The sequence below is a fragment of the Deltaproteobacteria bacterium genome (assembly GCA_005879795.1).
GTDB lineage: Bacteria > Desulfobacterota > Binatia > DP-6 > DP-6 > DP-6.
The window spans coordinates 1-23,568 of the sequence record VBKJ01000200.1; the positions used below are offsets into that span (position 1 = coordinate 1).

Consider the following 23,568-nt stretch of genomic DNA (forward strand, 5'->3'; position numbering starts at 1 on the left):
CTCCGCTTCACCACGCGGTAGGCGACGGTGGGAGCCGTCGTGATGAGCGCGAGCCCGAACTCGCGCTCGAGCCGCTCCTGCACGATCTCCATGTGCAGCAACCCGAGGAACCCGCAGCGGAAGCCGAAGCCGAGGGCGAGCGAGGTCTCGGGCTCGTAGGTGAAGGAGGAGTCGTTCAGGCGGAGCTTCTCGACCGCGTCGCGGAGCGCGTCGTACTGGGCGGACTCCGCGGGGTAGAGGCCGCTGAACACCATCGGCTTCACGGGCCTGAAGCCGGGCAGCGGCGCGGCGGCGGGCCGCTCGGCGTCGGTGATGGTGTCGCCGATCTTGGTGTCGCCCACTTCCTTGATGGCCGCCATGAGGATGCCGACCTCGCCCGAGCCGAGCGCGGCGACCTCGACGGCGCGCGGCGCGAGCACGCCGACCCGCGTCACGAGGAACTCCTTCCCGGTCGCCATCATGCGGATGCGCCCGCCCTTCGCGAGCTGGCCGTCGACGACGCGTACCAGTACGACCGCGCCGTGGTAGGGGTCGAACCAGGAGTCGAAGACGAGGGCGGTCGCGGGCGCGTCGGGGTCGCCCCGGGGGGGTGGGATGTCGCGCACGATGGCCTCGAGGACGTCGTCGGTGCCGACGCCCTCCTTGGCGCTCGCCAGGATGGCGTGCGAGGCGTCGAGGCCGATGATCTCCTCGATCTGCCGCCGCACCCGCTCGGGCTCGGCGCTCGGCAGGTCGATCTTGTTGATGACGGGCACGATGGCGAGGTCGTGGTCGAGCGCCAGGTAGACGTTGGCGAGCGTCTGCGCCTGCACGCCCTGCGCGGCGTCGACCACCAGGATGGCGCCCTCGCAGGCGGCGAGGCTGCGCGAGACCTCGTAGGTGAAGTCGACGTGGCCCGGGGTGTCGATCAGGTTGAGGACGTAGTCCTGGCCGTCGCGCGCCCGGTAGGCGAGGCGCACCGAGCGCGCCTTGATGGTGATGCCGCGCTCGCGCTCGAGCTCCATGTCGTCGAGGAACTGCTCGGCCATCTCGCGCGCCGAGACCGCGCCCGTCCGCTCGAGCAGGCGATCGGCGAGTGTCGACTTGCCGTGGTCGATGTGCGCGATGATCGAGAAGTTGCGGATGCGGGTGGGGTCCAGAATCCGGAGAATCTACGGGTGGCGCGGTCCGTTCGCAAGCGAAGCGGTGCGGCGCCGGCGCTTGACGGCGACCTACCTCTCGTCTTGCGGCGCCATCCCGCATCGTGACGAGCGAGGTAGCGATGCCGGCGGGGCGCATCAGGCGATGCTGCCGACCGCCGGAGGCTGCGCCGGTGCAGCCCAGAAGCTGCAGCCTGGGAGCCTCGCAACCACCAGTGTGCTAGAACCGCAGCCGCGCGCGGGAGCGCCGACATCCGGCATGCGCCCTGCATCCATCTCGGGGGGAGAGAGTCCTCGATCGTCTCGTGGCGCACACCCGAACTCCGTCCATAGTCGCGAGAAGGCAGCGAGCCGTAGCTCGGCGGGAGGCAAGCATCCACCAGGGGTCAGCGCGGTGCTGGGCATCGCCGTCGTAGCGAGCGTCAACGTCGCCCGCCGCCTCAGCCGGCGCGACCTCGTGCCCGATTCGAACCGCGGCGACAACCAAGACCTTCAGGTCGCCATCCCCAGCGGATGCGCGGGTGCGCCCCGCTGATGGAGCGGCCGACGGAAGGCGCCGCCGAGACCTTCGGGCGGGGGCTCGCCGCAGAGCGGCTGCAGAGCACCCATCAGATCAACGCCTTCCGCCTCCAGGGCGTCACCGCCTTCCTCACGCTGCTGTTGCTCTTCCGGCTCACCCTCGCGGGCTGGGTGCCGCCTCCCCTCGGCCTCCTCGCGGCCTACTGGGCCGCAGCAGGCATTGTGTGGTGGGCGAGCCGCCAGTCCGATCGCCTCGCCCGTCTCGCCGGCCTGTCCATCCCGTTCGTCGACATGCCGCTCGTCTTCCTCCTCCTCCGCGGGGCCATCGCACGGCTGCAGGAGCGCGGACTGCACACCGACGCCCTCGCTTACCATGCCCCCCTGTACTACGTCGCGCTGCTCTTCCTCGCGTCGCTCGCGCTCGAGAACAGGTACGTCTACCTCGCCGCCGCGGTCGCCGCTGGCTTCGAGGCGCTGCTCGCCTCGCAGGGTGGACTCGACATCACGCTGCTCCTCCTCTCCGTCCTCGTCACGGCCATGATGGCCCTCCTCTGCACCGAGACGAGCAGCCGCGCCATTCGGCTGGTCCAGAGCGTCTCGCGCGAACAGCTCCGCCGGGAGCGGCTCGCCCGCTACTTCTCCCCCCAGATCGCCGCGCGGGTCGAGGAACGCGGCGAAGCCGGCGCGGCGGGCGAGAGCCGCGAGGTGACGATCCTCTTCAGCGACCTCCGGGACTTCACCGCGCTCAGCGAGGCGCTCACCAGCGAGCAGGTCGTGGCGCTGCTGAACGAGTGCCACGAGCGGATGGTCGAGACGATCTTCGCGCACGGCGGCACGCTCGACAAGTACATGGGCGACGGGATCATGGCCTACTTCGGCGCGCCCGTGGCCCAGTCGGATCACGCCGAGCGGGCGGTCTCCTGCGCCCTCGCGATGCAGGCCGAGCTTGCCCGCCTCAACGCCGAACGGACCCAGCGTGGCGACCCGCCGCTTCGCATGGGTATCGGCGTGCACACGGGCACCGTCGTGGTAGGTGACATCGGCGCGCCGCGCCGCCGTGAGTACACGGCCATCGGGGATGCGGTGAACGTCGCGGCCCGTATCGAGCGGCTTACCAAGCTCCACGGTGTGGGCGTTCTCGTATCCGAGGAGACGCGCCGACGTGTCGATCAGACTGGACGGTTACGGTTCTCCCCCGCACCGCCGACGCCGGTGCCGGGGAAATCGGAGCCGTTGCGGACCCATGTGCCCGTCCATGACGGTCCCGAAGCCACCGGCCATGCCAGCATCGGACGGCCGCCGGTTAGAGGCTCGCAGGAACCCGAGCTCCCGTAGGCACGGCTCATTCCATGCGAATCCGCCTCACCGTCGTCACTGCCGTACCTCGCCCCGCTCGTGAACCCGTCCGGCGAAGCGCTGTGGATACGCGCCCTTCCTGCAGACACGCGCCGCGCCCGCGTGCCAGTCGCGGGTCAACTCCGGCCGCTGCGGGTCGGGTGCCCGCGCCCGGCGCTCCGACTCGGGCTCGGCGCTCGGCAGGTCGATCTTGTTGATGACCGGCACGACGGCGAGGTCGTGGTCGAGCGCCAGGTAGACGTTGGCGAGCGTCTGCGCCTGCACGCCCTGCGAGGCGTCGACCACCAGGATGGCGCCCTCGCAGGCGGCCAGGCTGCGCGAGGCCTCGTAGGTGAAGTCGACGTGGCCAGGCGTGTCGATCAGGTTGAGGACGTAGTCCCGGCCGTCGCGTGCGCGGTAGGCGAGACGGACCGAGCGCGCCTTGATGGTGATGCCGCGCTCGAGCTCCATGTCGTCGAGGAACTGCTCGGACATCTCGCGCGCCGAGACCGCGCCGGTCGCCTCGAGGATGCGGTCCGCGAGGGTGGATTTCCCGTGGTCGATGTGGGCAATGATCGAGAAGTTGCGGATGCCGGCGGGGTCCAGAATCGGGAGAATCTACGGGTGGCGGGGTCCATTCGCAAGCGAGGCAGCGTGGCGCCGACGCTTGACGTCGGCGCGCGCCGGGTGCCATCACCGCGCCCGTGACGCAACCTGCCGCAAGCGCGGAGGCCCTGACGGAGCGGCGGGTGCGCGATGCGTCGACCCGACCGCGGCACGACGTCTACGCGGAGCTCCTGGTGACCGTCGGCCTGTTCGCGATCCCGGCAACGCTCAACGCGGTCTACGCTCACGTCGCGAGCGAGCTCCGCTACGGGACGGTGGGCATCGGCTGGCTCTTCGCCTCGAGGGTGGCGCAGGAGCTCCTGTTGATTGGCCTCTTCTTCTACGTCCTGCGCGCGAACCGGGAGCGTCTGGCCGACTTCACCAAGCCGGCGCAATGGGGTGACGTTCCGAGGACGGTGGGTCTGCTCCTCGCGAGCTGGCTGCCCTACATCCTCGTAATGGCCGCACTCTGGTCGTGGACGCCCCTTCTCGATCGAATCCCACGGCCGCACAACATGGAACTGTTCCGAAGCCGCTTGTCGCTCCCCTACCTCGCCCTGCTGCTCGTGAATCCGTTCTGCGAGGAGCTGTGGATGCGCGCCTTCCTGCAGACGCGGCTCGGACAGCTCGGCTGGCGAGCGCCGCTCATCGTCCTCACGAGCGCGTCGGCCCAGGCTGCGTACCACCTGTATCAGGGGATCGCGTTCGTCGCGGGCTACGCCGTCGTGGCCGGCGTGCTGGCAGTCTACTACCAGCGAGCGCGCCGGGTGTGGCCGGTGATCGGTGTCCACCTCATCGCGGACTTGTCGGCTGGCATCGCGTACTCGACGCTGCGCTAGCGCTAGCTGAAGCGCCGCCCGCCCCGTCTCGGGTCCGCGCCGCCGACAGGAAGCGGGCCGGACGACGGCGCTCAGCCGCCGCCGCCCCGTTCGCGGAACCATTCGACGGTGCGCCCGAGGCCGTCCGCGAGGGACACCTCCGGCCGCCAGCCGAGGACCTCGGCGGCGCGCCGGCAGTCGACGACACTGCGGCGCTGCTCGCCCGGCTTCGCCGGCCCGTGACCTACCTGGGAGCGGCCGCCCGTCGCCTCGAGGAGGAGGCGCGCGAGCGCGTTCACGTCGGTCTCGACGCCGGTGCCGATGTTGAAGGGCCCGGTCGCGGTCGACTCGAGCGCGAGGAGGTTGGCGCGCGCCACGTCGCCGACGTAGACGTAGTCGCGCGTCTGCTTGCCGTCGCCGTTCACCGTGACCGGCTCGGCGCGGAGCATCCTGCCCGAGAAGATCGCGACCACGCCCGCCTCGCCGTGCGGGTCCTGGCGCGGGCCGTACACGTTGGCGTAGCGCAGCGCCACGAACGGGAGCTGGTACTCGGCCTGGTAGAAGAAGGCGTAGAGCTCCCCGGCGCGCTTGCTGACGCCGTAGGGGCTCACGGGGTTGGTCGGGTGCGACTCGGGCGCGGGGAACGCCTCCTGCTCGCCGTAGACCGCGCCGCCCGAGGACACGAAGAGGACGCGGCGGACGTTCGCCCGGCGCGCGCCCTCGAGCAGGTTCACCGTGCCGAGGATGTTGACGCGCGCGTCGAAGAGCGGGTCGGCGACCGAGCGGCGGACGTCCATCTGCGCGGCGTGGAGGTTCAGCACCGCGGGGCGCGCGTCGCGGACGAGATCGAGGACCGCGGGGTCGGTGATGTCGAGCTGGTGGAAGCGCGCCCTGGGGTTCAGGTTCTCGCGGCGGCCGGTCGAGAGGTCGTCGACCACGATCACCTCGTGACCGGCGGCGACGTAGGCGTCCACCACGTGCGAGCCGATGAAGCCCGCCCCGCCCGTCACCAGGATCCTCATGTCCGGGGCAGCACGGTGCGGAAGAAGTCGATCGTCCGCCTGAGCCCGTCCTCGAGCGGGACCCGGGGCTCCCAGCCGAGCAGCCTGCGTGCCCGGGTGATGTCGGGCTGGCGGACCCTGGGGTCGTCCTCCGGCAGGGGACGGAAGACGATCTCGCTCTTCGAGCCGGTGAGCGCCTTGATCCGCTGCGCGAACTGGAGGATCGAGATCTCCGTCGGGTTGCCGCAGTTGACCGGCTCGCTGTGGTCGGAGCGGAGGAGCCGCACGATCCCCTCGACCAGGTCGGACACGTAGCAGAAGCTCCGCGTCTGCGCGCCGTCGCCGTAGACGGTGAGCGGCTCGCCACGCAGCGCCTGCGAGATGAAGTTCGGAACCACGCGACCGTCGTTCAGCCGCATGCGCGGCCCGTGGGTGTTGAAGATGCGGACGATCCGGGTCCCGATCCCGTGCGTGCGGTGGTAGGCCATGGTGAGCGCCTCGGCGAAGCGCTTCGCCTCGTCGTACACGCCGCGCGGGCCGATCGGGTTCACGTGGCCCCAGTAGTCCTCCGTCTGGGGATGGACGAGCGGATCGCCATACACTTCCGAGGTGGAGGCGAGGAGGAAACGGGCGCTCTTCTCCTTGGCCAGCCCGAGGGCCTTGTGCGTGCCGAGCGAGCCCACCTTGAGGGTCTGGATGGGCAGCTCGAGGTAGTCCACGGGGCTCGCGGGCGAGGCGAAGTGGAGGATCGCGTCCACCGGGCCCTTCACGTAGATGTAGGTGGTCACGTCCTGCTGGATGAAGGTGAAGCGGCGATCCGCGAAGAGGTGCGCGACGTTGTCGGGCGTGCCGGTCAGGAAATTGTCCATGCAGATGACGTCGTCGCCCTCGGCGAGGAAGCGCTCGCAGAGGTGCGAGCCGATGAAGCCGGCGCCGCCGGTGATGAGGATGCGCGCCATCCGACCTCAGGAGGCCGCGGCGGCGCGCACGGCGGCGCGCCCGATGGGGAAGTAGGTGAAGCCATGCTCGCGCATGACCTCGGGCTCGTAGAGGTTGCGGCCGTCGAAGATGACCGGGCGGCGGAGCAGGCGCTTCATGCGAGGGAAGTCGGGCCGGCGGAACTCGTTCCACTCGGTCACGATCAGGAGCGCGTCGGCGCCGCCGAGCGCCTCGTAGTTGACGCGATGGTAGGTGACGCGCTCGCCGAAGGCCCTCCGCGCCTCGTTCAGGGCCTCGGGGTCGTGGACCGCGAGCGCCGCCCCGCGCGCGAGGAGCCCCTCGACGATGGTGAGCGCCGGCGCCTCGCGCATGTCGTCGGTGCGCGGCTTGAAGGCGAGCCCCCAGACGGCGAAGCGCCGTCCCGTCAGGTCGGCGCCGAACTCGGTCACCACCTTCTCGACCAGGCGGCCCTTCTGCGCCTCGTTCACGTCCTCGACCGCGCCGAGCAGCGGGAACTCCATGCCGTGTTGGCGCGCGGTGTGGATGACGGCCTTCACGTCCTTCGGGAAGCACGACCCGCCGTAGCCGACGCCGGGGAAGAGGAAATGGTGGCCGATGCGCCGGTCGTAGCCGATGCCGCGCCGCACCTGGTCGACGTCGGCGCCCGCCCGCTCGCACAGGTTCGCGATCTCGTTCATGAACGAGATGCGGGTGGCGAGCAGCGCGTTGGCCGCGTACTTGGTCATCTCGGCGCTCGCGTTGTCCATCACCAGGATCGGGTTCCCGGTGCGCACGAAGGGCTCGTAGAGCTCGCGCATGAGGTCGATCGCGCGCTGGCTGGTCGCGCCGATCACCACCCGGTCGGGCTTCATGAAGTCTTCGATCGCGGCCCCCTCCTTCAGGAACTCGGGGTTGGAGACCACGTCGAAGGGATGCCGGGTGGCCTCGGCCACCGCCGCGCGAATGCGCTCGGCGGTGCCGATCGGCACGGTGCTCTTGGCGACGATCACGCGGTAGCCGTCCATGGCGCGGCCGATCCCGCCGGCCACGCTCATCACGGCGCTCAGGTCGGCGGCGCCGTCGGCGCCCGAGGGCGTGCCGACCGCGATGAAGCAGACGAGGCTCGTCCGGACGGCGTCGGCCAGCTCGGTCGAGAACGCGAGCCGGGCCTCGGTCACGTTGCGTCGGATGAGCTCCTCGAGCCCCGGCTCGTAGAACGGCACGTGGCCTTCGCGGATCGCCCGGATCTTGCCCGCGACGTTGTCCACGCAGACGACGTCGTTGCCGCTCTCCGCAAAGCAGGTGCCGGCGACGAGTCCCACGTAGCCCGTGCCGACGACGCAGATTTTCATGACCGGGCACGCATACCGGCGGCCTCCCGCGAAGTCAATTCAGACGCGCGTCACCACGCCCACAGCGGCCCGTCGCGGTACTCCCAGAGGAGGAACGTGCCGAGCCGCCAGTCGAATGGGCGCGTGCCCGCGACCGGGATCTCGACGCCCGCGCCGAGCGCCACATGGCCGCGGCGGCTGAGCGGGAGGTAGAGCGTCGGCGCGAGCAGTGTCGCGCCGTGCACGGGCGCGGCGAGGGCGTGCGACTGCTCGAACTCGAGCGCTGGCACCGGGCACTTCTTGTATGGGCCGAGCGGGAGCTGGAGGGCCAGGCGGTAGAGCATGCGGCGGTCGGCGCGTGCCGGATCCGCCGGCAGCTCGGCGCGCACCTGCGTCTGCGCCACGAGCGGCCCGAGCGCGTGGCCCGAGAGGAGCTGGGGCGCGACCACCGTCGTGCCGGCGCCGAGGCCGTGGCGGCGGTTGCCGGTCGCGAGCCGGAGCTCGACGCCCGCGGAGACGAGGGAGGCCTCGTGCGGGGCGGCGAGCAGCACGTGGCGCCAGGACAGCGCGAGGTCGCCCACCCCGGCGCGGAGCGGCGCCCCGTGCCCATCCACGACCCCGGCGGGCAGGCTCACCGCGATCTGCCCGCGCGGCCCGATCCGCTTCTCGAGCTCCATCTCGGCCGTGTAGCCTCGCTCGCGCCGCGCCGACTCGATTTCGCCGCCCAGCACCGCTTCGTCCTCGGGGAACGCTTTCTCGACGAAGACCGGACGGCGGTAGTTGAGGTCGCCGATCGGATAGCGCGGCTCGGCGCAGAAGCTGCGCAGGTAGGCGAGCACGGCGCGGATCTCCTCTTCCGTGAGCGCGTCGCCGAAGGCCGGCATCTCGTCCGACATGCCGAGGAAGCGGCCGCCGCGGCGCACGAGGCCGGCCCAGTTGGCGGTCGTCTCGGCGGTCGAGACGGCGCAGTCGGTGAAGTCGGGGAGCGGGACGGTGATGCCGCTCCCGGCGGGCGCGCCGCGCCCGTCGGCGCCGTGGCAGGGGGCGCACGCCTGCACGTAGATCTCGGGCCCGGACAGCGCCCACGCCGGCGCGGCCATCGCCGCCAGGGCGAGCGCCACTGCCCCGCCCTTCAATGCACGACCTCGCGCACCCGGTAGATCGGCTTCGCCTGGGACTCGTGGTACGTGCGCACCAGCATCTCGCCGAGGAGCCCGAGCGAGACGAACTGCACGCCGACCACCGCCATCAGGATGGCGAGCAGCACGAGCGGGCGGTTCGCGAGGCGCACGCCGAGGACGATGCGCTCGAACCCGAGGTAGGCCGTGAGGCCGAGACCCGCCGCGGCGCAGACCAGCCCGAAGAGACCGAAGAGCTGGATCGGGCGGGTCGAGAAGCCGGAGAGGAACTTGACGGTCAGGAGGTCGAGCAGCACGCGCAGCGTGCGCGAGAGGCCGTACTTGGAGTGGCCGAGCGTGCGCGGGCGGTGGTGCACCTCCACCTCCGCCACGCGCGCGCCCAGGTCGGCGGCGAGCGCCGGGATGAAGCGGTGCAGCTCGCCGTAGAGGCGGAGCTCCTTGGCGACCGGGGCGCGCATGGCGCGCAGCGTGCAGCCGTAGTCGTGCAGCCGCGTGCCCGTGACGAGCGAGATCAGGCGGTTCGCGATCTGCGACGGGAGCCGGCGGGTGAGCCACGGGTCGCGCCGCGGGTTCCGCCACCCGTTCACCACGTCGACGCCCTCGTCGAGGAGCGCGAGAAGGCGCGGGATGTCGGCCGGATCGTGCTGCAGGTCGGCGTCCAGGGAGACGATGACCGGCGCGCGCGCGTGCTCGATGCCGGCGGCGAGCGCCGCCGTCTGGCCGTAGTTGCGCGCCAGCCGGACAATTCGGATCCGTGGGTCGCCGCTTGCGAGCGCGACCAGCCGCTCGAAGCTCCCGTCCGTGCTGCCGTCGTCCACCGCCACGATCTCCGCCGGACGGTCGAGTCCTGCCAGGGTCTCGCCGAGCTCGGTGAACAGCGGTCCCAGGCTCTCCGCCTCGTCGTAGACGGGGATGACGATCGAGAGGGCGGGCGCCGGGGTGCTCAAAACTCGGTCAGCGCCACGAACTGGCGGTAGCGCCCGTCGATGTCGTCGCGCGTGAGCGTGCGCAGGCGCTGCCCGCCGAAGTCCTCGACCACGAAGGAGGCGAGCACGCTGCCGAACACGATCGCGCGCCGCAGCCCGCCCTCCGAGCGCTCGCCGGTGGCGGCCAGGTAGCCCATGAGCCCGCCCGCGAAGGCGTCGCCGGCGCCGGTCGGGTCGAAGACCTCCTCCAGCGGATAGGCCGGGACCGCGAACACCGACTGGGGCGAGAAGAGGAGGGCGCCGTACTCGCCGCGCTTGACGAGCACGCTCCGCGCCCCGAGCTCGAGGATGCGGCGCGCGGCGCGCGCCACGTTGTGCTCGCCGGAGAGGAGACGCGCCTCCTCGTCGTTCACCACCAGCAGGTCGACGCGCGGGAGGAGGGCCTCGAGCGGCTCCCGCGCGCTCGCGATCCAGTGGTTCATCGTGTCGCAGGCCACGATGCGCGGGTCGTGGAACTGCTCGAGCACGCTCTCCTGGAGCTCGGGATCGATGTTGGCGAGGAAGACGAAGGGCGATGCGCGCAGCGCCTCGGAGAGGCGCGGCCGGAAGTCGGCGAACACGTTCAGCTCGAGGGCGAGGGTGTCCCGCACGTTCATGTCCTCGTGGTACCGCCCACTCCAGCGGAAGGTCCGCCCGGGGCGCACCTCGAGGCCGGAGAGGTCGATGCCGCGGGAGGCGAGGTAGTCGCGCTCGGCCTCGGGGAAGTCCTCGCCCACGACGGCGACCAGGGCGACCGGCGCGAAGAAGCTCGCGGCGACCGCGAAGTGCGCAGCCGAGCCGCCGAGCACCCCCTCGGCGCGGCCGAGCGGGGTCTCGATGGTGTCGAAGGCGACCGACCCGACCACCGTGATCGCGTCCGCGCTCAGAGATGCCTCCGGAGCAGCGGTGCAAGGTCGCGCCGCACGCTCGCCGGGATGGCGGCGCGCTCGGTGATGATCGCGTGGTCGAGCGCGGTTGGGCACGGGCAGCCGGTGCGCGCGGGCAGCGCGGCCGCCACGCGCGCGATCGTGCGCCGCGCGAGATCGACGTTGGCCGCCAGCACCCGGAGTACGTCCTCGATCTTCACGTCGCCGTGCGCCGTGTTCCAGCAGTCGTAGTCGGTGGCGAGGGCGAGCGTCGCGAAGCAGATCTCCGCCTCGCGCGCGAGCTTCGCCTCCTGGAGGTTGGTCATGCCTATCACGTGCGCCCCCCAGCTCCGGTAGAGGTGCGACTCGGCGCGGGTCGAGAACTGCGGGCCCTCCATGCACACGTAGGTCCCGGCCGCGTGCACCGCCGCTCCCTGGGCGCGCGCCGCCTCGGCGAGGACGCGGGAGAGGTTCGGGCAGACGGGGTCCGCGAACTGCGCGTGCGCGACCACGCCGCGGCCGAAGAAGGTGCTCTGGCGCTGGCGCGTGCGGTCGATGAACTGGTCGGGCACGACGACGTGCCCGGGGGCGATCTCGGCGCGCAGGCTCCCGACCGCGCTCACCGCCACGATCCACTCCACCCCGATCCGCTTGAGCGCGAAGACGTTGGCGCGGAAGTTGATCTCGGTGGGGAGCAGGCGGTGGCCGCGCCCGTGCCGCGGCAGGAAGACGAGGCGCGTACCGCCCAGGCGGCCGATCACCAGCTCGTCGGATGGCTGGCCGAAGGGGGTGTCGACGCCGACGCGCTCCACGCCCTCGAGCCCGGGCAGGTCGTAGAGCCCGCTGCCGCCGAGGACGCCGAGGGTGGGTTCTGCCATGCCGTGCCGCCTGCGGCCGCCGGCCGGCCGCGGCCGGGACATGGTAGGGAAAAACGGCTCGGTTGCAAGGCATAGCCAGCGCTGGCCCCGATCGGGGTGGGATGGCGTGTCGCCTCAGGGTACGCCGTGGGCTATCGTCCCATGCTCACGAGAGGAGGATCGCATGAACCACGATGATGCCATCCGGCTGTTCGCCAAGACCCTGCAAAACCTCGAGCAGTGGATGGACAAGGCCACCGCGCACGCGAAGGCCAAATCCTTCGAGGTCGACGTGCTCGCACAGGCCCGCCTGGCGCCGGATCAGTACCCGTTCGTCCGCCAGGTGCAGTCTGCCTGCGACCAGGCGAAGTACGCGGCCGCGTACCTCGGCGGCAAGCCGGCGCCGTCCCACCCGGATACGGAGCAGACGTTCGCCGAGCTGCGGCAGCGGATACGGAAGTGCCTCGGCTTCCTCGAGACCGTCCAGGCGAAGGACCTGGCCGGAGCGGAGGAGCGGAAGGTGTCTCCACCCTGGCTCGGCGGGAAGTGGCTCCGCGGCGACGACTACCTGGTGCAACTGGCGCTGCCGAACTTCTTCTTCCATGCGACGATGGCGTACGCGATCCTCCGCCACAACGGCGTCGACCTCGGCAAGATGGACTACATCGGCTCGATTCCAACGAAGGAAGGCTGAGGCCGGCCAGCTCGTCGTCGTCTGTCGGGGCGAGCGTCGGGTAAGCAGCCTGTTAGTTCGTCAGCTGGGGTGGAGACGGAGGCAGCCCGCCCCTTGGAGTAGATTGAGCAGACGATCGCGGCCCTCCTGCTCGCTCTCGCACGGCACCACGCAGGCGTCGTGGAAGGCACCGCCCAGCCACTGCTGGCGGTAGCACTCCTTCAGGAACGCCTCCTCACGCATCGTCCCGCAGGCTGTGGGCTCCCATCTTCGTCCGTGCGAGTCCCAGAGGACCTTGTCCCGGTTGCAGAGCTCGATCATGTGCATGCCGCAGAGTGTGCTGCACGAGTACGGCTGCTCGGGCGCGGGCGCCGGGGTACCCGAGCTGCCGCCAGCGGAGCTACCGGCGTCGGCCGCCGAGTCGGGGGCCGACGTCTCGGGCAGCTCGGACGCCTCGCCCCGCTTGAGGCCGTGCGCCGCGTCGTCGTCCACGCGCCTCACGCGGCGCTTCGCGGCTTCGCGGATCATGGCGAGTGCCGCCGTCCGGACCGCCCGTCCGGCTGGTGCCGACGTCAGGCCCGCGTCGGCGAGTGCGAGCGCCACGAACGGACAGCCCGAGGCGACCAGCCGCCGCGCAACGGTATCCCACTCTGGCGACCGAAACGGCGGGACATCCTGCAGCGCCTCGGAAGCGAGCGCCGCGATGTCGGGACGCGGTGTCAGCGCGGAAGGCTCGACCTGCGTGACGGTGCGCGCAACGGGAATGGGCCGCGAGCCGCGCCGGCCGGGGAAGAGCAACACGTCCACCGAGCCCCTGGTCGTCGCTTCGCGCGCGGTTCCCGTCGCGGCGAGCCCGACGGCGCGGAAGCCCCGGGCGAGCGGCCCGAGCTCCGCCGTCTCCGTCGCGGTCGCCGGGCGCGAACGCTCGACGTAGTCGAGGGACACGCGGTACACGGCGTCCACTTGGCGCGTGATCGCGGTCAGCACGCCCGTCCCGGTCGCGCACCGGGGCTCCCGCCATTCGTACCCGGCAATGGACGGGTTCTCCCTGATCAGCCGGGCCGCCAGGTCCTTCACCGCCGCATCGCGCGCCGAGACCGGCGCGTCGAGGAGGACGACGCGGCGCCGGCTCGCCCGCTGCAACGCCTCCGCGACCCGCTGGCGCACCCCCGCGCGCGCGAACGCCGCGCCAGTGGTGATGAGGCCGACGGGGCGCGCGGAGGTGTCGGGTCCGGGCGCGAAGGGCTGGAAGCCCGAGCGCCAGCCGCACGCGCCGGCGAGGGCAACGACGAGCAGCGACAGCAGCGACAATCGTGACGGGCTATGCATTCTCGCCCTGGAGAGCCGACCACGTGGCAAGAACCATGCCCGGTGCCTCCCGGTCGTTCAGACTCGGAGCGGAAGAATCCGCCCGTCCGCCGGCGCGAATGCCTCGTCACGCGCATGGCGTAATGACAAGAAGATGACGGTGCCGGGGCCCTCTACGGCACTGCCTGCAGGAGCCCCCCGGCATGCTCGTTGCTGCCTAGTCCGGCTCCGTGCGGATCCGTCCCCTCCCTCCTCTCGGCTTTGGGGCCCGCCTCGGGCTCGCCACCTCCGCGCTCGTCGTGCTCGTGTGCATCGTCCAGAGCTGGATCCTGGCGCAGCGCGGCCTCGACCACCTCCGCCAGCACCTCATCGAGACCGGTCGCAACGCGAGCGCGCAGCTCGCGAACGAGGTCGGCGCCACGATCCTCACCGGCCGCGTCGACCGTCTCCGCGAGCTGGCCGACCAGGCCCGAACGCGCAGCGGTGTGCGCTACGCCCGCTTCTTCGACCGGCACGGGTTGCTCCTCGTCTCGACCGGGAACCCGCCGACCGGTGCGACGCCGGCGGCGGCCGCCGCGCCGGCCGGTCCCATTCCGGTGGGTGCCGATTTCTGGGAGTTCCAGGCGCCGATCCTCGTGGCCGAGCCACGCGCGCGTCAGCTCCACGCGCCGGCGGCGCTCGTCGCGGGCGGGCGGGCCGGGACGGTCGCCGTTGGCATCTCGCTCGAGTCGCTGCAGGCGCTGCAGCACCGCACCGTCACCACCGCCGCCCTCTTCACCGTACTCTTCACCCTGGTCGCCGTCCTGGCGGCGGTCCTGCTCACGCGCGCCATCAGCCGACCGCTCACGGCCCTCGCCTCCGCGGCTGATGCGATTGCGCGCGGCGACCTCCACGCCAAGGTGGAAGTGCCGACGCACGACGAGATCGGCCGCCTGGCCCAGTCGTTCAACGCGATGGTCGAGAGCCTGACCCGCAGTCGGGCTGCGCTGGAGGAGAAGGTCGTGGAGCTGGAGCGGGCGAACCGGCTCAAGTCCGAGTTCCTCGCCACGATCTCGCACGAGCTGCGCACGCCACTGAACGTCATCATCGGCTACGTCGAGATGCTGACCGACGGGACGGGCGGGCACCTCGACGAGGAGCAGGCGAAGATGATCGCCGCCATCGAGCGCTACTCACGGGTACAGCTCGAGCTGATCACCAGCGTGCTCGACTTTGCGCGTCTCAGCTCCGGCCAGATATCGTTCCACGTCGAGCGCTTCGCCCTGGCCCCGCTGCTCACCGAGATCCAGACCCTCCGCACGGGCCGGCTCGGCAACCCGCGCCTCGGCCTCACCGTCACGGTCGAGCCGGACCTCCCCATGTTCGAGACCGACCGCGTGAAGCTGCGGGAGATCGTTCACAACCTGGTCGACAACGCGGTCAAGTTCACGGAGGCGGGAAGGGTCGCCGTGGTGGCGCACGCGGGAAAAGGCCCCGGTTGGGTCGTGATCGAGGTCAGTGACACCGGCCCCGGCATCCCGGCCGAGGACCTGGATACTGTCTTCGACGCCTTCCACCAGGTCGGCGAGAGCAGCACCCGCCGCACCGGCGGTGTCGGGCTCGGGCTGAGCATCGTGAAGCAGCTCGTGACCGCGCTCGGCGGGACGGTCTCCGTGACCAGCCGAATCGGAGAGGGCTCTGCGTTCCGGATCGACGTCCCTTGCCGCCTTCGAGCGGCGGGCGCTCCCGCCCCCGAGACCGTGCCGGCCGGGGTCGTGGCCCTCGACGAGGTCACGCGCTACGTGGCGAGGTTGCCGCGGCGCAGGCGCGTGTCCGGGACGCTCGCAGCGCGTTCCGCCGCGAAGTAGCGCTTCAGCGGCGCCTGCGCACCTCGTCCCGTGCTCCCCGGCGTCGGCGAGAGCTAGACGAACTCCGCGACCGCCGCCAGGCGCTCGACCCATTCGCTCGGGATCAGGGTCAGCTCCCCGCCGAACTGCTTGCAGTAGAGGAGTATCTTCGCCGTCTCCTCGAGCATCATGGCGCGCGTCGCGGCGTCGCGCATGGTCTTCCCGACAGTCATCAGCCCATGGCACTGGAGGATCGTCCCGCGGCTCGCCCGGAGCGCCTCGCCGACCGCGTCGGCCAGCTCCTTCGAGCCGGGCATGTACCAGGGCACGATCTTCGTGTCCGCGAGGAAGATCGCGTCGGTGTTGATCGGCGGGAAGGACTGGTTCGTGATGCCGAAGGCGGTGGCGACGGGCGCGTGGGTGTGGACGGCCGCCGTCGCGTCCGGACGCGCCTGGTAGGAGGCCCAGTGCATCTGGTACTCGACCGAGGGCTGCCTCGTGCCCTCGCAGACCGTCCCGTCGGGCTTGATGCAGACCAGGTCCTCGAGCGTGAGGCCGCCCTTGTACATGCGGCTCGGCGTGATCCAGTAGAGCTCGGGGTCGGCCGCGCGTGCGCTCACGTTGCCGCCGGTCGGCGTGAGGAGCCCCATCGCGAACAGCTCGTTCGTGATCTGGATGATCTGCTCCTTCGCCTCGGCATCGGTGCGCATCGCGGCCCTCAGCCGCCGCCACGCAGGACGCGGCCGGGGCGGCGGCCGGCCGGCGCGCCGTCCGCGACCACGGGCACGCCGTTGACGAACACGTCGACGATCCCCTCGGCGCGTTGGAGGAGACGCCGCTGGCCGCGCGGCAGGTCGTACACCATCTCGGTGGGACGCATTGCGACGCGCGCGGGATCGAAGAGCACCAGGTCCGCCGCGTAGCCGGGCGCGAGCCGACCCCGGCCGCGGAGCCCGTAGCGCTCGGCCGGCACGGAGGTGACCAGGCGCACCGCCTCCTCGAGCGCGAGCGCGCCCAGCTCCCGCACCCAGTGGCCGAGGAGGTAGGTGGTGAAGCCCTGGTCGCAGAGCGTGTCGACGTGCGCGCCCGCGTCGGAGAGCGCGAGGAGGCCGGCGGGATGCCGGATCAGCTCGGCGACGGCTCGCTCGTCGTGGTTCATCAGGACCACACCCCATTGCGTCGCGAGGTCGTCCTCGAGCACGAGGGCGCAGAAGGCGTCGAGCGGCGTCCGGCCCTGGGCGGCCGCGATCTCGGCGACGCTGCGGTCCTGCCAGTGCCGCAGGCCCTCGCTCGCGGCCAGACGGAGGACGAGGCGGTCCCAGCCCTGCGCGAGCGCGGCCACGAAGCCGGTCTGCCGGCCGAGCTCTGCCCGGAACTCGGCGTCGGCGAAGAGTCGTCGCCGCTCGTCGCGCGATTTCGCCATGATGGGCCGCCAGAACGGATTCTGCTCGAGGTAGAAGGCGGGCTCGGTGAAGTCGAAGCGCACCTCGAGGGGGCGGCAGCCGACCTGGGGTACGACCTGGACGCCCCCTGCCTGGAACTCGGCCGACTCCTCGATGATCTTCCGTGCGCTCCCGGGCGCGAACGGGTTGTCGAGGAGCGGCGCCCACGACACTACCGTCCCGCTCGCGCGCGCCAGCTCGGCGAAGAAACGCTGCTCCTCGGCCTTGTCGGCGGGAGGTCCGATGGTCGTCCGCGGCGCGATCTCGATCACGCCGCGCCCCAGGTCCGCCAGCGCGCGAGCCAGCGCCAGGAGCTCCGCCTCGTCCGCGAGCCGGCTCGGCGCCGGCGTCCCGTCGCCGAAGAAGTGCGTCGGCGAGAGCGAGGTCGACCAGCCGATGGCGCCCGCGGCCATGCCGTCGCGGACGAGGGCCGCCATCTGCGCACACTCCTCGGCGGTCGCCGGGCGCTCGACCGCGGCCCGGCCCATGACGCGGTAGCGGACCGCCGAGTGGCCGATGAAGGCCGCGACGTTCGGCCCCACGCCCCGCCGCTCGAGCGCACCCAGGTAGCCCGCGAAGTCCTCCCACGCCCACGCGATGCCCGCGCGCAGCGTCTCGATCGGCATGCCCTCGACGAAGAGGAGGAGCTGCATGAGCGTCTCGCGGTCGGCCTCGCGGCAGGGCGCGATGGTGAAGCCGCAGTTGCCCATGACGACGGTCGTGACGCCGTGCCACGGCGAGGGGCTCGCCTGCGGGTCCCAGAAGAGCTGGCAGTCGTAGTGGGTGTGGACGTCGATGAATCCGGGCGCGAGGGCGAGGCCGGCGCCGTCGATCTCGCGCGCGCCGCGCTCACCGACGTGCCCGACGGCCGCTATGCGGTCACCGGCGACGGCGAGGTCGCCGCGGGCGGCCTCGTGGCCGCTGCCGTCGCAGAGGAGCGCGCCCCGGACGACGAGGTCGGCCATCCAGACTTCTTGTAGCGGGTCGGGGCCCCTGCCGCCAAGGGCGCGGGGTTGCCGTCCCGGGCCGCGGCGTCAGCGGTGCGGCTTCTTCCGCGTCGGGGCCGGAGTCTCCGGCCGCCCGCCTTCGAAGTAGCCCCACGGGAACTCGGGGTTCAGGATCGGTCGGTAGTCCGCGGGGACCGGGAAGGGCGCCGAGACGAACTCCCACACGCCCACCAGGGTGCGCGGGATGATCATGCCGAGACCCTTAGCGAAGCCCAGCGGGATGCCCTCCCCGTAGCCGCGCGCGCGGCTCTCGGCCACGATGTTGCCCGGCACTTCCAGGACCGAGGTCGTCATGCCGGCGAGCCCACGCCCGAACTTGCGGGTGGCGGTCTGTGCCCCGGCGGGCGAGGCGAGGAGAAGAACAAGCGCTGCGAGGGTGAGCGAGCGTGCCATGGTGAGCGCCCTCCTAGAGCTTCGCGAGCATCGACTCGGCGCTGCACACGTTGAGCCCGGGCCCGGGCTCGACGTGGAGCTGCTCGACCCTGCCGTCCTTCACCACCATGCCGTAGCGCTGGGAACGTTTGCCCATGCCGAAGCCGCTCGCGTCGAGCTCGAGGCCCATCGCGCGGGCGAACTCCCCGTTGCCGTCGGCCAGCATGCGGACCTTGCCCGCCGCTCCCGACGACTTCCCCCACGCGTCCATGACGAAGACGTCGTTCACCGCCACGCACACGATGTCGTCCACGCCCCTGGCGCGGATCTTCGCCGCCTCGGCGACGAAGCCGGGCAGGTGCTTCATGGAGCAGGTGGGCGTGAAGGCGCCCGGCACGGCGAAGAGGACGACCCTCTTGCCCTTGAAGACCTCGCCCAGCGCGACGTCCTTCGGACTTCCGTCCTTCATCTCCTTGAGCTTCAGGTCGAGCGGGAGTGTGTCGCCAACCTTGACCGCCATGTCGCCTCCTTGGAGGAATGGTGATACGGGCCCTCTATGTAGCGGTCGGCGGCAGCGGCGGCAACGGGCCCGGGCGCCCTTGACGCCGCGCGCGCGGACGGGCACTTATGCCCCCCGAGTCGGCCGAGACCGACCAGAGGAGGAGTCCATGGGTGCGAGAGGCCTATTGATGCTCGGCGCGCTGCTGGCGGCGGCAGGGTGCGGCTCGGCACCCGCCCCGACCCCGAGCGAGAACACCGATACCGAGCAGCTTGTCAAGTACTACCGCAAGAAGAACAACCTGCCGCCCAGTGCCAAGCTGGCGGTGACGGGGCTCCACGACTCGAGCATCAAGGGCGCCAGGGAAGGGACGCTCGAGATCGGCGAGGGGGCGGGCGCGCAGAAGATCACCTTCGTCACGTCGCCCGACGGCCACTTCGTGGCCTTCGGCACGGTCGAGGACGTGACCGTCGATCCCGCGAAGGCCATCATGGCCAAGATCGACCTGAAGGACCAACCGGTCAAGGGCCCGGCCGACGCCAAGGTGACCATCGTCGAGTACTCCGACTTCCAGTGCCCGTTCTGCAGCAGGGGCTACGCCACGATCGAGAACGAGGTCTTGAAGCAGTACGGCGACAAGGTCCGCTTCTACTACAAGAGCTACCCCCTGCCCTTCCATCCCTGGGCCAAGCCCGGCGCCGTCGCCGCCGAGTGCGCGAAGCAGCAGAGCCCGGAGGCTTTCTGGAAGGTCTACAAGGGCTTCTTCGAGAACCAGGGGCAGATCAGCAAGGACAACGTCAAGGACAAGGCCACCGAGTACCTCGCCGACACCGGCATCGACATGACCAAGTGGGCCGACTGCTTCGACAACCAGAAGAGCGCCCCCGCGGTGGACGCGCAGATGCAGGAGGGCAGCTCGGTCGGCGTGCGGGGCACCCCCGGCTTCATCATCAACGGCCGCCTGGTGTCGGGGGCGCAGCCCTTCGACAGCTTCAAGAACGTCATCGAGGACGAGCTCGCGTCGGCGAAGTGAGCGCTGGACGCGCGTCGCCCGGGCGGCCTGCGCTGCCCCGGCGGCCCGTCCGCCCGAGCGCGCGGTCCGCGACCCGCCCTCAGCGGGAGATCACCATCTGCGAGGTACTGGCGAGCGTGATGCTCGTCGGAACCATCGGGAAGAGCACGCTCGGGGCCCACTGGCTCTGCACCTTCACCGCCACGCTGCCGCCGGGGTCATTGTTGGGATTCCACGTCACCGTGACGTCGACCGGGATGCCGACGATCCTGTTCTTGACGAAGGTTTTGATGTCGTCCGCAGTGGCCACCTGGCCGCTGGCGGACCCGCGTACCACCGCCCAGCGCACTCCGTCCCTGGCGCTCGAGGACACCATGTTGTACGCGAAGATCAATCGACCGGCGTCGATGATCCCGAACGTCAGGAACAGAAGCAGCACCAGGACGACCGCCAGCTCCGCCAGCGACTGGCCGGCTTGCGCCCTCTCGAGACGTTGCCGTGCGTTACCGTTCGCCATCACTGCACCCGGATGATCGCCCGCCGGTTGATGTCGGTCGTCTTGGGGATCCCCGGGTAGGGGAAGAGCGTCGTGAACACCTTGTCGACGGTCACCTGGACGAACACCTGCGGCGCATCCAACGGGCAACTGTTGAGACAGGCCGACCCGGTGGCGCACAGATCGGCATTGTCGGCGGGGCAGCTGGCGCAGGAACCCGTCCCATCCGCACACCGGCAATACCGACACGCGGTCACCGTGAGGTTGCTCACATCGCCCAGGGCATCCGTGGCCGCCTGCCGCATGCCGGCGAAGTCGCCGGACTTGGTGTTGTTCTGAGCGCCATACTGCACGCCTGCTCGCGCACCGTGCGAGATCGCGATCGCGGCATAGAAGACGCGGCCAAAATCGAGGACGCCGATGAAGAGCAGGAGCACGATAGGGAGCACCAGCGCCATCTCCGCGACTGACTGACCCCGGCGTCGCCCGGCGTATCGGTCACGGCGGCTCAGGCGCGTTCCCTCGGACCGGATCTCGGCGAAGCCGTGTCCGACGCTGCGTCGATGGTCCCTCATGCCCCGATCCCTTCCGCCGCCACCTTCCGCTCGATGCGCCGTCCCGTCACCCATGGCAGGCATGCCGGGACGGTCCGGAGGGAGCAGGGTGTGACGTTTTGCGGGTGTCGCGACGCCTTCCCCACTGCAAGGCCCGTGCCGCCGAGAGGGCTCGGGAAACCCGACTCGAGCGCCTCGCGGGAGGATGCCCGGTAATCACCGCCGTGCAAGGATGTCTGTCGCTCCGGCATGGTCTTGACGCTGCCCAGGTGGTCAACGTCCGTACGGGTCGCCACCGGCGGCGCGTAGCTCTACGATCGGCCCGTCGCCGACGAGGTGCCGCTCCGCGATCGCTATGGCGCGGCGCTCCTGGTCGGGAGACGCGGTCAGCAGATCGACCACCAGGGACCAACGCTCCCGATCCGCGTCCCCGAGCTCGTAGAAGCGGACGGCGGACTCGAAGGCCCTCCGCCGGAGGTGGCCGTCACCGAGCGCGAGCAGCTGCTCGCGCGGCACGGGGACATTTCCAACCTCGCACACGAACATCGCGTCCGGCACCCGATTCCGTTCCATCAGACGCTCGACGAGCAGCCTCCAGTCGCGCTTCTCGACCAGGATCGCGTTGCGGCAGAAGAGCCGCATCGCCGCGTCGAGGAAGCCGTGCTCGAGATACCTACGCCCGACGCGCACCTTGGAATGACTCGCCTGCAACGCTTGCCCCATCGACGTCCTCCCGGCGCCGTGCCGGACGCAAGGTACGTGCCGGTACGGGGAGCCGCGGCGGACGGGGAGGAGAGTGTGCCAGGGGCACGGGCAGCACATGCCCATGGGTCAAAGTGGCTCAACGCCGGTCTTCACGCGGGTGCCGCCGTCGGTCACGGCTTGCCGGGGATGGGCCCGACGTGCTTCTTGGAGACCGCCTATGGTCGTCAGCGCTCGCGTCGTGGCCGACGGCTTCCACTTCCTCGAGGGACCGCGCTGGCGCGACGGCCGCCTGTGGGTCTCCGACATGCACGGCGACCGCGTCGTCGCCGTGACGCCCGACGGCATCGTCGAGCCGATCGTCGACGTGCCGACGCAGCCCTCGGGTCTCGGCTGGCTCCCCGACGGCCGGCTGCTGGTCGTCTCGATGACGGACCGGCGGCTCCTGCGTCTCGAGGGCGGCCGTCTCGTCGTGCACGCCGATCTCTCCGGCCTCGCCACCTTCCACTGCAACGACATGGTCGTCGACGCCGACGGCCGGGCCTACGTCGGCAACTTCGGCTACGACTACGAGGCCGGCGAGACGTTCACCCCCGCCGTGCTCGGGCTCGTGCATCCCGACGGCCGCGTCGAGCCCGCGGCCGACGACCTCGCCTTTCCGAACGGCATGGTCATCACCCCGGACGGGGGCACGCTCATCGTCGCCGAGACGTTCGCGCATCGGCTGACGGCCTTCACCATCGCCGCCGGCGGCCAGCTCGCGGAGCGGCGCACCTGGGCGTCGCTCGACGAGCGGGTGTTCCCCGACGGTATCTGCCTCGACGCGGCGGGCGCCATCTGGGTCGCCTCCCCCCTCACCAAGGAGGCGATCCGGGTCCGCGAGGGTGGCGCCGTCACGGATCGCGTGGCCGCAGACCGGCACGTCATCGCGTGTATGCTCGGTGGCGTCGACCGGCGGACGCTCTTCGTCCTCGCGGCGACGGCCATCCCGCGGGCGTCGGCGCGGGCGCAACGCGGCGCGCAGATCCTCGCGGCGGCCGTGGACGCGCCTGGGGCGGGCTCGCCCTGAGGGAGCCGATCCTCGACCGAGGCGCGCATCACGACCGCCGGTCAGTCTGATGGAGTCGCTTTGAATGCCATCCGGTACCGCCCGCGCATCGACGCCGCGCGCCCAGCGGAGCAAATGGCGACCGTCGTGCCCGAGGCGGTCGGGCGGCAAGGACGGCGGTTGGGCTTCAGCGTCGAGACGCGGCGCAGTGGTGTGGGCAGTGCCTTTCCGTCTGCTTTGGACGGGCCGGCGGCAGTTTACTGGAGGTCTTTGTCCCAAGATTGGAGGGGTAGAATACGGTGCTCACGATCGGCCCGAGGCTGAACGTGCCGTTAGCCGCAACCGTGCCCCCAGCGTACAGCCCCCCATATACTATCCACGTCGATATTTTGTCCTTGATGTAGACGTTGACGACCATGCCAGGCGGGAAACCCGAGCCCGAGACGGTGTACGTGGCGGCGTTCGTGACCGGGCTCGGGGCGGCCGCGCATTTGTAGGAGGTTGTAGTCCTCGTCCCTCCCGCCAGGGCCGGGCGGGCGGCCAGTGCTGAAATCGCCAGCGCGCCAACCGCGAGCAGCCGGGACTTCCTGTAGAAGCGAGACGACATGAGCATTCCTTCCTTTCTCTTCCGCGGCCTCATTCGGCGAGGGTAACCTTCGTGATGAGGTCGCCGTTCTGGAGGCTCTCGCGAGTGCAACGCCCGTGCCTCCCGGACGGGTGCGGACGCCCGACAGGAGCGACAGGGAAGAATCCGGTGTGAAATCGGGGCCGTGCAGGGCGGGGCACCGGCCGACTCTGGTGCCAGGAGGGCGTCAGCGGATTGCCGCTCCGCTCGGCCGAATTTGAACCCGCGAGGAGCCGTCACGCTGTCCTTTTAAAGCCTGACGCGGCCGACACGGGACCATGGCGTCGGGCGTTACGCGCACACCGCGCCGGCACTTCTGCGTCGCGCCCCGCACGGTTTGGTCCCGCGCCCGACGTGCCGGTTGCCGTGCGGGTCCTCCCCACCCCGCCTTCGCGGCGGTGAATCGCGCTCGCGACTCAGTCCGCACCGCCGTCCTCAGCGACGACGGCGACGGGCGAGAGGCTACGCGCTTAGAGCAACTGCAATGGG

The 23,568-nt window shown here is 70.9% G+C and carries 23 protein-coding genes and 1 pseudogene; 6 read left to right on the forward strand and 18 right to left on the reverse strand.

Annotated features, from left to right (window positions below; genetic code table 11):
* Positions 1-1,139 (reverse strand): elongation factor 4 (lepA, locus tag E6J59_16895; GenBank protein TMB17301.1); only part of this gene is annotated, 1,139 nt, incomplete at its 3' end.
* A gap of 513 nt (positions 1,140-1,652) precedes the next feature.
* On the opposite strand from lepA, the gene E6J59_16900 reads away from it, so the two are divergent.
* Positions 1,653-2,993, forward strand: coding sequence for an adenylate/guanylate cyclase domain-containing protein (locus E6J59_16900; protein ID TMB17280.1), 1,341 nt, complete (start codon positions 1,653-1,655; stop codon positions 2,991-2,993).
* A gap of 171 nt (positions 2,994-3,164) precedes the next feature.
* Here E6J59_16900 and E6J59_16905 read toward each other — a convergent pair.
* Positions 3,165-3,599, reverse strand: a pseudogene (locus E6J59_16905) (GTP-binding protein).
* Between the two features lie 98 nt (positions 3,600-3,697).
* Here E6J59_16905 and E6J59_16910 point away from each other — a divergent pair.
* Positions 3,698-4,438 (forward strand): CPBP family intramembrane metalloprotease, encoded by a 741-nt coding sequence (locus E6J59_16910; GenBank protein TMB17281.1) that lies wholly within the window; start codon positions 3,698-3,700, stop codon positions 4,436-4,438.
* A 71-nt stretch (positions 4,439-4,509) separates the two neighbouring features.
* On the opposite strand, the gene E6J59_16915 is transcribed toward E6J59_16910, so the two are convergent.
* The 7 genes from E6J59_16915 to mtnP are packed head-to-tail and all read right to left on the reverse strand — an operon-like array spanning position 4,510 to position 11,536.
* Positions 4,510-5,439 carry an SDR family oxidoreductase gene (locus E6J59_16915; GenBank protein TMB17282.1) on the reverse strand — a complete coding sequence of 310 codons (930 nt, stop codon included), beginning with the start codon at positions 5,437-5,439 and terminating at the stop codon, positions 4,510-4,512.
* Entirely contained in the window at positions 5,436-6,377 is a 942-nt protein-coding gene (locus tag E6J59_16920; GenBank protein ID TMB17283.1) for an SDR family oxidoreductase, read from the reverse strand. The genes E6J59_16915 and E6J59_16920 overlap by 4 nt, the downstream gene beginning before the upstream one ends.
* Before the next feature lie 6 nt (positions 6,378-6,383).
* Positions 6,384-7,709: a UDP-glucose/GDP-mannose dehydrogenase family protein gene (locus E6J59_16925; GenBank protein ID TMB17284.1), complete on the reverse strand. Its 1,326-nt coding sequence runs from the start codon at positions 7,707-7,709 to the stop codon at positions 6,384-6,386.
* Positions 7,710-7,759: 50 nt separating this feature from the next.
* Positions 7,760-8,809: a cytochrome c gene (locus E6J59_16930; protein TMB17285.1), complete on the reverse strand. Its 1,050-nt coding sequence runs from the start codon at positions 8,807-8,809 to the stop codon at positions 7,760-7,762.
* An 11-nt stretch (positions 8,810-8,820) separates the two neighbouring features.
* Complete coding sequence (locus E6J59_16935; protein TMB17286.1) at positions 8,821-9,774, reverse strand: glycosyltransferase family 2 protein; 954 nt, start codon at positions 9,772-9,774, stop codon at positions 8,821-8,823.
* On the reverse strand, positions 9,771-10,679 hold the full coding sequence (locus E6J59_16940; protein ID TMB17302.1) for a sugar kinase: 909 nt from the start codon (positions 10,677-10,679) through the stop codon (positions 9,771-9,773). The genes E6J59_16935 and E6J59_16940 overlap by 4 nt, the downstream gene beginning before the upstream one ends.
* On the reverse strand, positions 10,676-11,536 hold the full coding sequence (mtnP, locus tag E6J59_16945) for an S-methyl-5'-thioadenosine phosphorylase (protein ID TMB17287.1): 861 nt from the start codon (positions 11,534-11,536) through the stop codon (positions 10,676-10,678). The genes E6J59_16940 and mtnP overlap by 4 nt, the downstream gene beginning before the upstream one ends.
* A 163-nt stretch (positions 11,537-11,699) precedes the next feature.
* Here mtnP and E6J59_16950 point away from each other — a divergent pair, with 163 nt between their 5' ends.
* Entirely contained in the window at positions 11,700-12,209 is a 510-nt protein-coding gene (locus E6J59_16950) for a DUF1993 domain-containing protein (protein TMB17288.1), read from the forward strand.
* 60 nt (positions 12,210-12,269) lie between these two features.
* Here E6J59_16950 and E6J59_16955 read toward each other — a convergent pair whose 3' ends face one another.
* Positions 12,270-13,499: a hypothetical protein gene (locus E6J59_16955; protein ID TMB17289.1), complete on the reverse strand. Its 1,230-nt coding sequence runs from the start codon at positions 13,497-13,499 to the stop codon at positions 12,270-12,272.
* Between the two features lie 227 nt (positions 13,500-13,726).
* Between E6J59_16955 and E6J59_16960 the strand changes: the two genes are divergently transcribed.
* Positions 13,727-15,343 carry a HAMP domain-containing protein gene (locus tag E6J59_16960; protein ID TMB17290.1) on the forward strand — a complete coding sequence of 539 codons (1,617 nt, stop codon included), beginning with the start codon at positions 13,727-13,729 and terminating at the stop codon, positions 15,341-15,343.
* Positions 15,344-15,396: 53 nt separating this feature from the next.
* On the opposite strand, the gene E6J59_16965 is transcribed toward E6J59_16960, so the two are convergent.
* The 4 genes from E6J59_16965 to E6J59_16980 form a co-directional block, all read right to left on the reverse strand.
* Positions 15,397-16,032 carry a class II aldolase/adducin family protein gene (locus E6J59_16965; protein TMB17291.1) on the reverse strand — a complete coding sequence of 212 codons (636 nt, stop codon included), beginning with the start codon at positions 16,030-16,032 and terminating at the stop codon, positions 15,397-15,399.
* Between the two features lie 8 nt (positions 16,033-16,040).
* Entirely contained in the window at positions 16,041-17,729 is a 1,689-nt protein-coding gene (locus E6J59_16970; protein TMB17292.1) for a hypothetical protein, read from the reverse strand.
* 69 nt (positions 17,730-17,798) lie between these two features.
* Positions 17,799-18,164: an exosortase system-associated protein, TIGR04073 family gene (locus tag E6J59_16975; GenBank protein ID TMB17293.1), complete on the reverse strand. Its 366-nt coding sequence runs from the start codon at positions 18,162-18,164 to the stop codon at positions 17,799-17,801.
* Between the two features lie 13 nt (positions 18,165-18,177).
* Positions 18,178-18,663 carry a peroxiredoxin gene (locus E6J59_16980; protein TMB17294.1) on the reverse strand — a complete coding sequence of 162 codons (486 nt, stop codon included), beginning with the start codon at positions 18,661-18,663 and terminating at the stop codon, positions 18,178-18,180.
* Between E6J59_16980 and E6J59_16985 the strand changes: the two genes are divergently transcribed.
* Positions 18,662-19,675: a DsbA family protein gene (locus tag E6J59_16985; protein TMB17295.1), complete on the forward strand. Its 1,014-nt coding sequence runs from the start codon at positions 18,662-18,664 to the stop codon at positions 19,673-19,675. The two genes, E6J59_16980 and E6J59_16985, sit on opposite strands and share 2 nt — an antisense overlap.
* 79 nt (positions 19,676-19,754) lie before the next feature.
* Here the strand turns inward: E6J59_16985 and E6J59_16990 are convergent, their stop codons facing one another.
* From E6J59_16990 to E6J59_17000, 3 genes are all read right to left on the reverse strand, one after another.
* Positions 19,755-20,171, reverse strand: a complete 417-nt coding sequence (locus E6J59_16990) for a pilus assembly protein (protein ID TMB17296.1) — start codon at positions 20,169-20,171, stop codon at positions 19,755-19,757.
* Positions 20,171-20,788 carry a pilus assembly protein gene (locus E6J59_16995; GenBank protein ID TMB17297.1) on the reverse strand — a complete coding sequence of 206 codons (618 nt, stop codon included), beginning with the start codon at positions 20,786-20,788 and terminating at the stop codon, positions 20,171-20,173. Before E6J59_16995 ends, E6J59_16990 begins: the two co-directional genes overlap by 1 nt.
* A gap of 189 nt (positions 20,789-20,977) precedes the next feature.
* On the reverse strand, positions 20,978-21,427 hold the full coding sequence (locus E6J59_17000) for a hypothetical protein (GenBank protein ID TMB17298.1): 450 nt from the start codon (positions 21,425-21,427) through the stop codon (positions 20,978-20,980).
* 199 nt (positions 21,428-21,626) lie between these two features.
* On the opposite strand from E6J59_17000, the gene E6J59_17005 reads away from it, so the two are divergent.
* Complete coding sequence (locus E6J59_17005; GenBank protein TMB17299.1) at positions 21,627-22,475, forward strand: SMP-30/gluconolactonase/LRE family protein; 849 nt, start codon at positions 21,627-21,629, stop codon at positions 22,473-22,475.
* Between the two features lie 166 nt (positions 22,476-22,641).
* Here E6J59_17005 and E6J59_17010 read toward each other — a convergent pair whose 3' ends face one another.
* Positions 22,642-23,094 carry a hypothetical protein gene (locus E6J59_17010; protein ID TMB17300.1) on the reverse strand — a complete coding sequence of 151 codons (453 nt, stop codon included), beginning with the start codon at positions 23,092-23,094 and terminating at the stop codon, positions 22,642-22,644.
* Positions 23,095-23,568 lie beyond the last annotated feature (474 nt).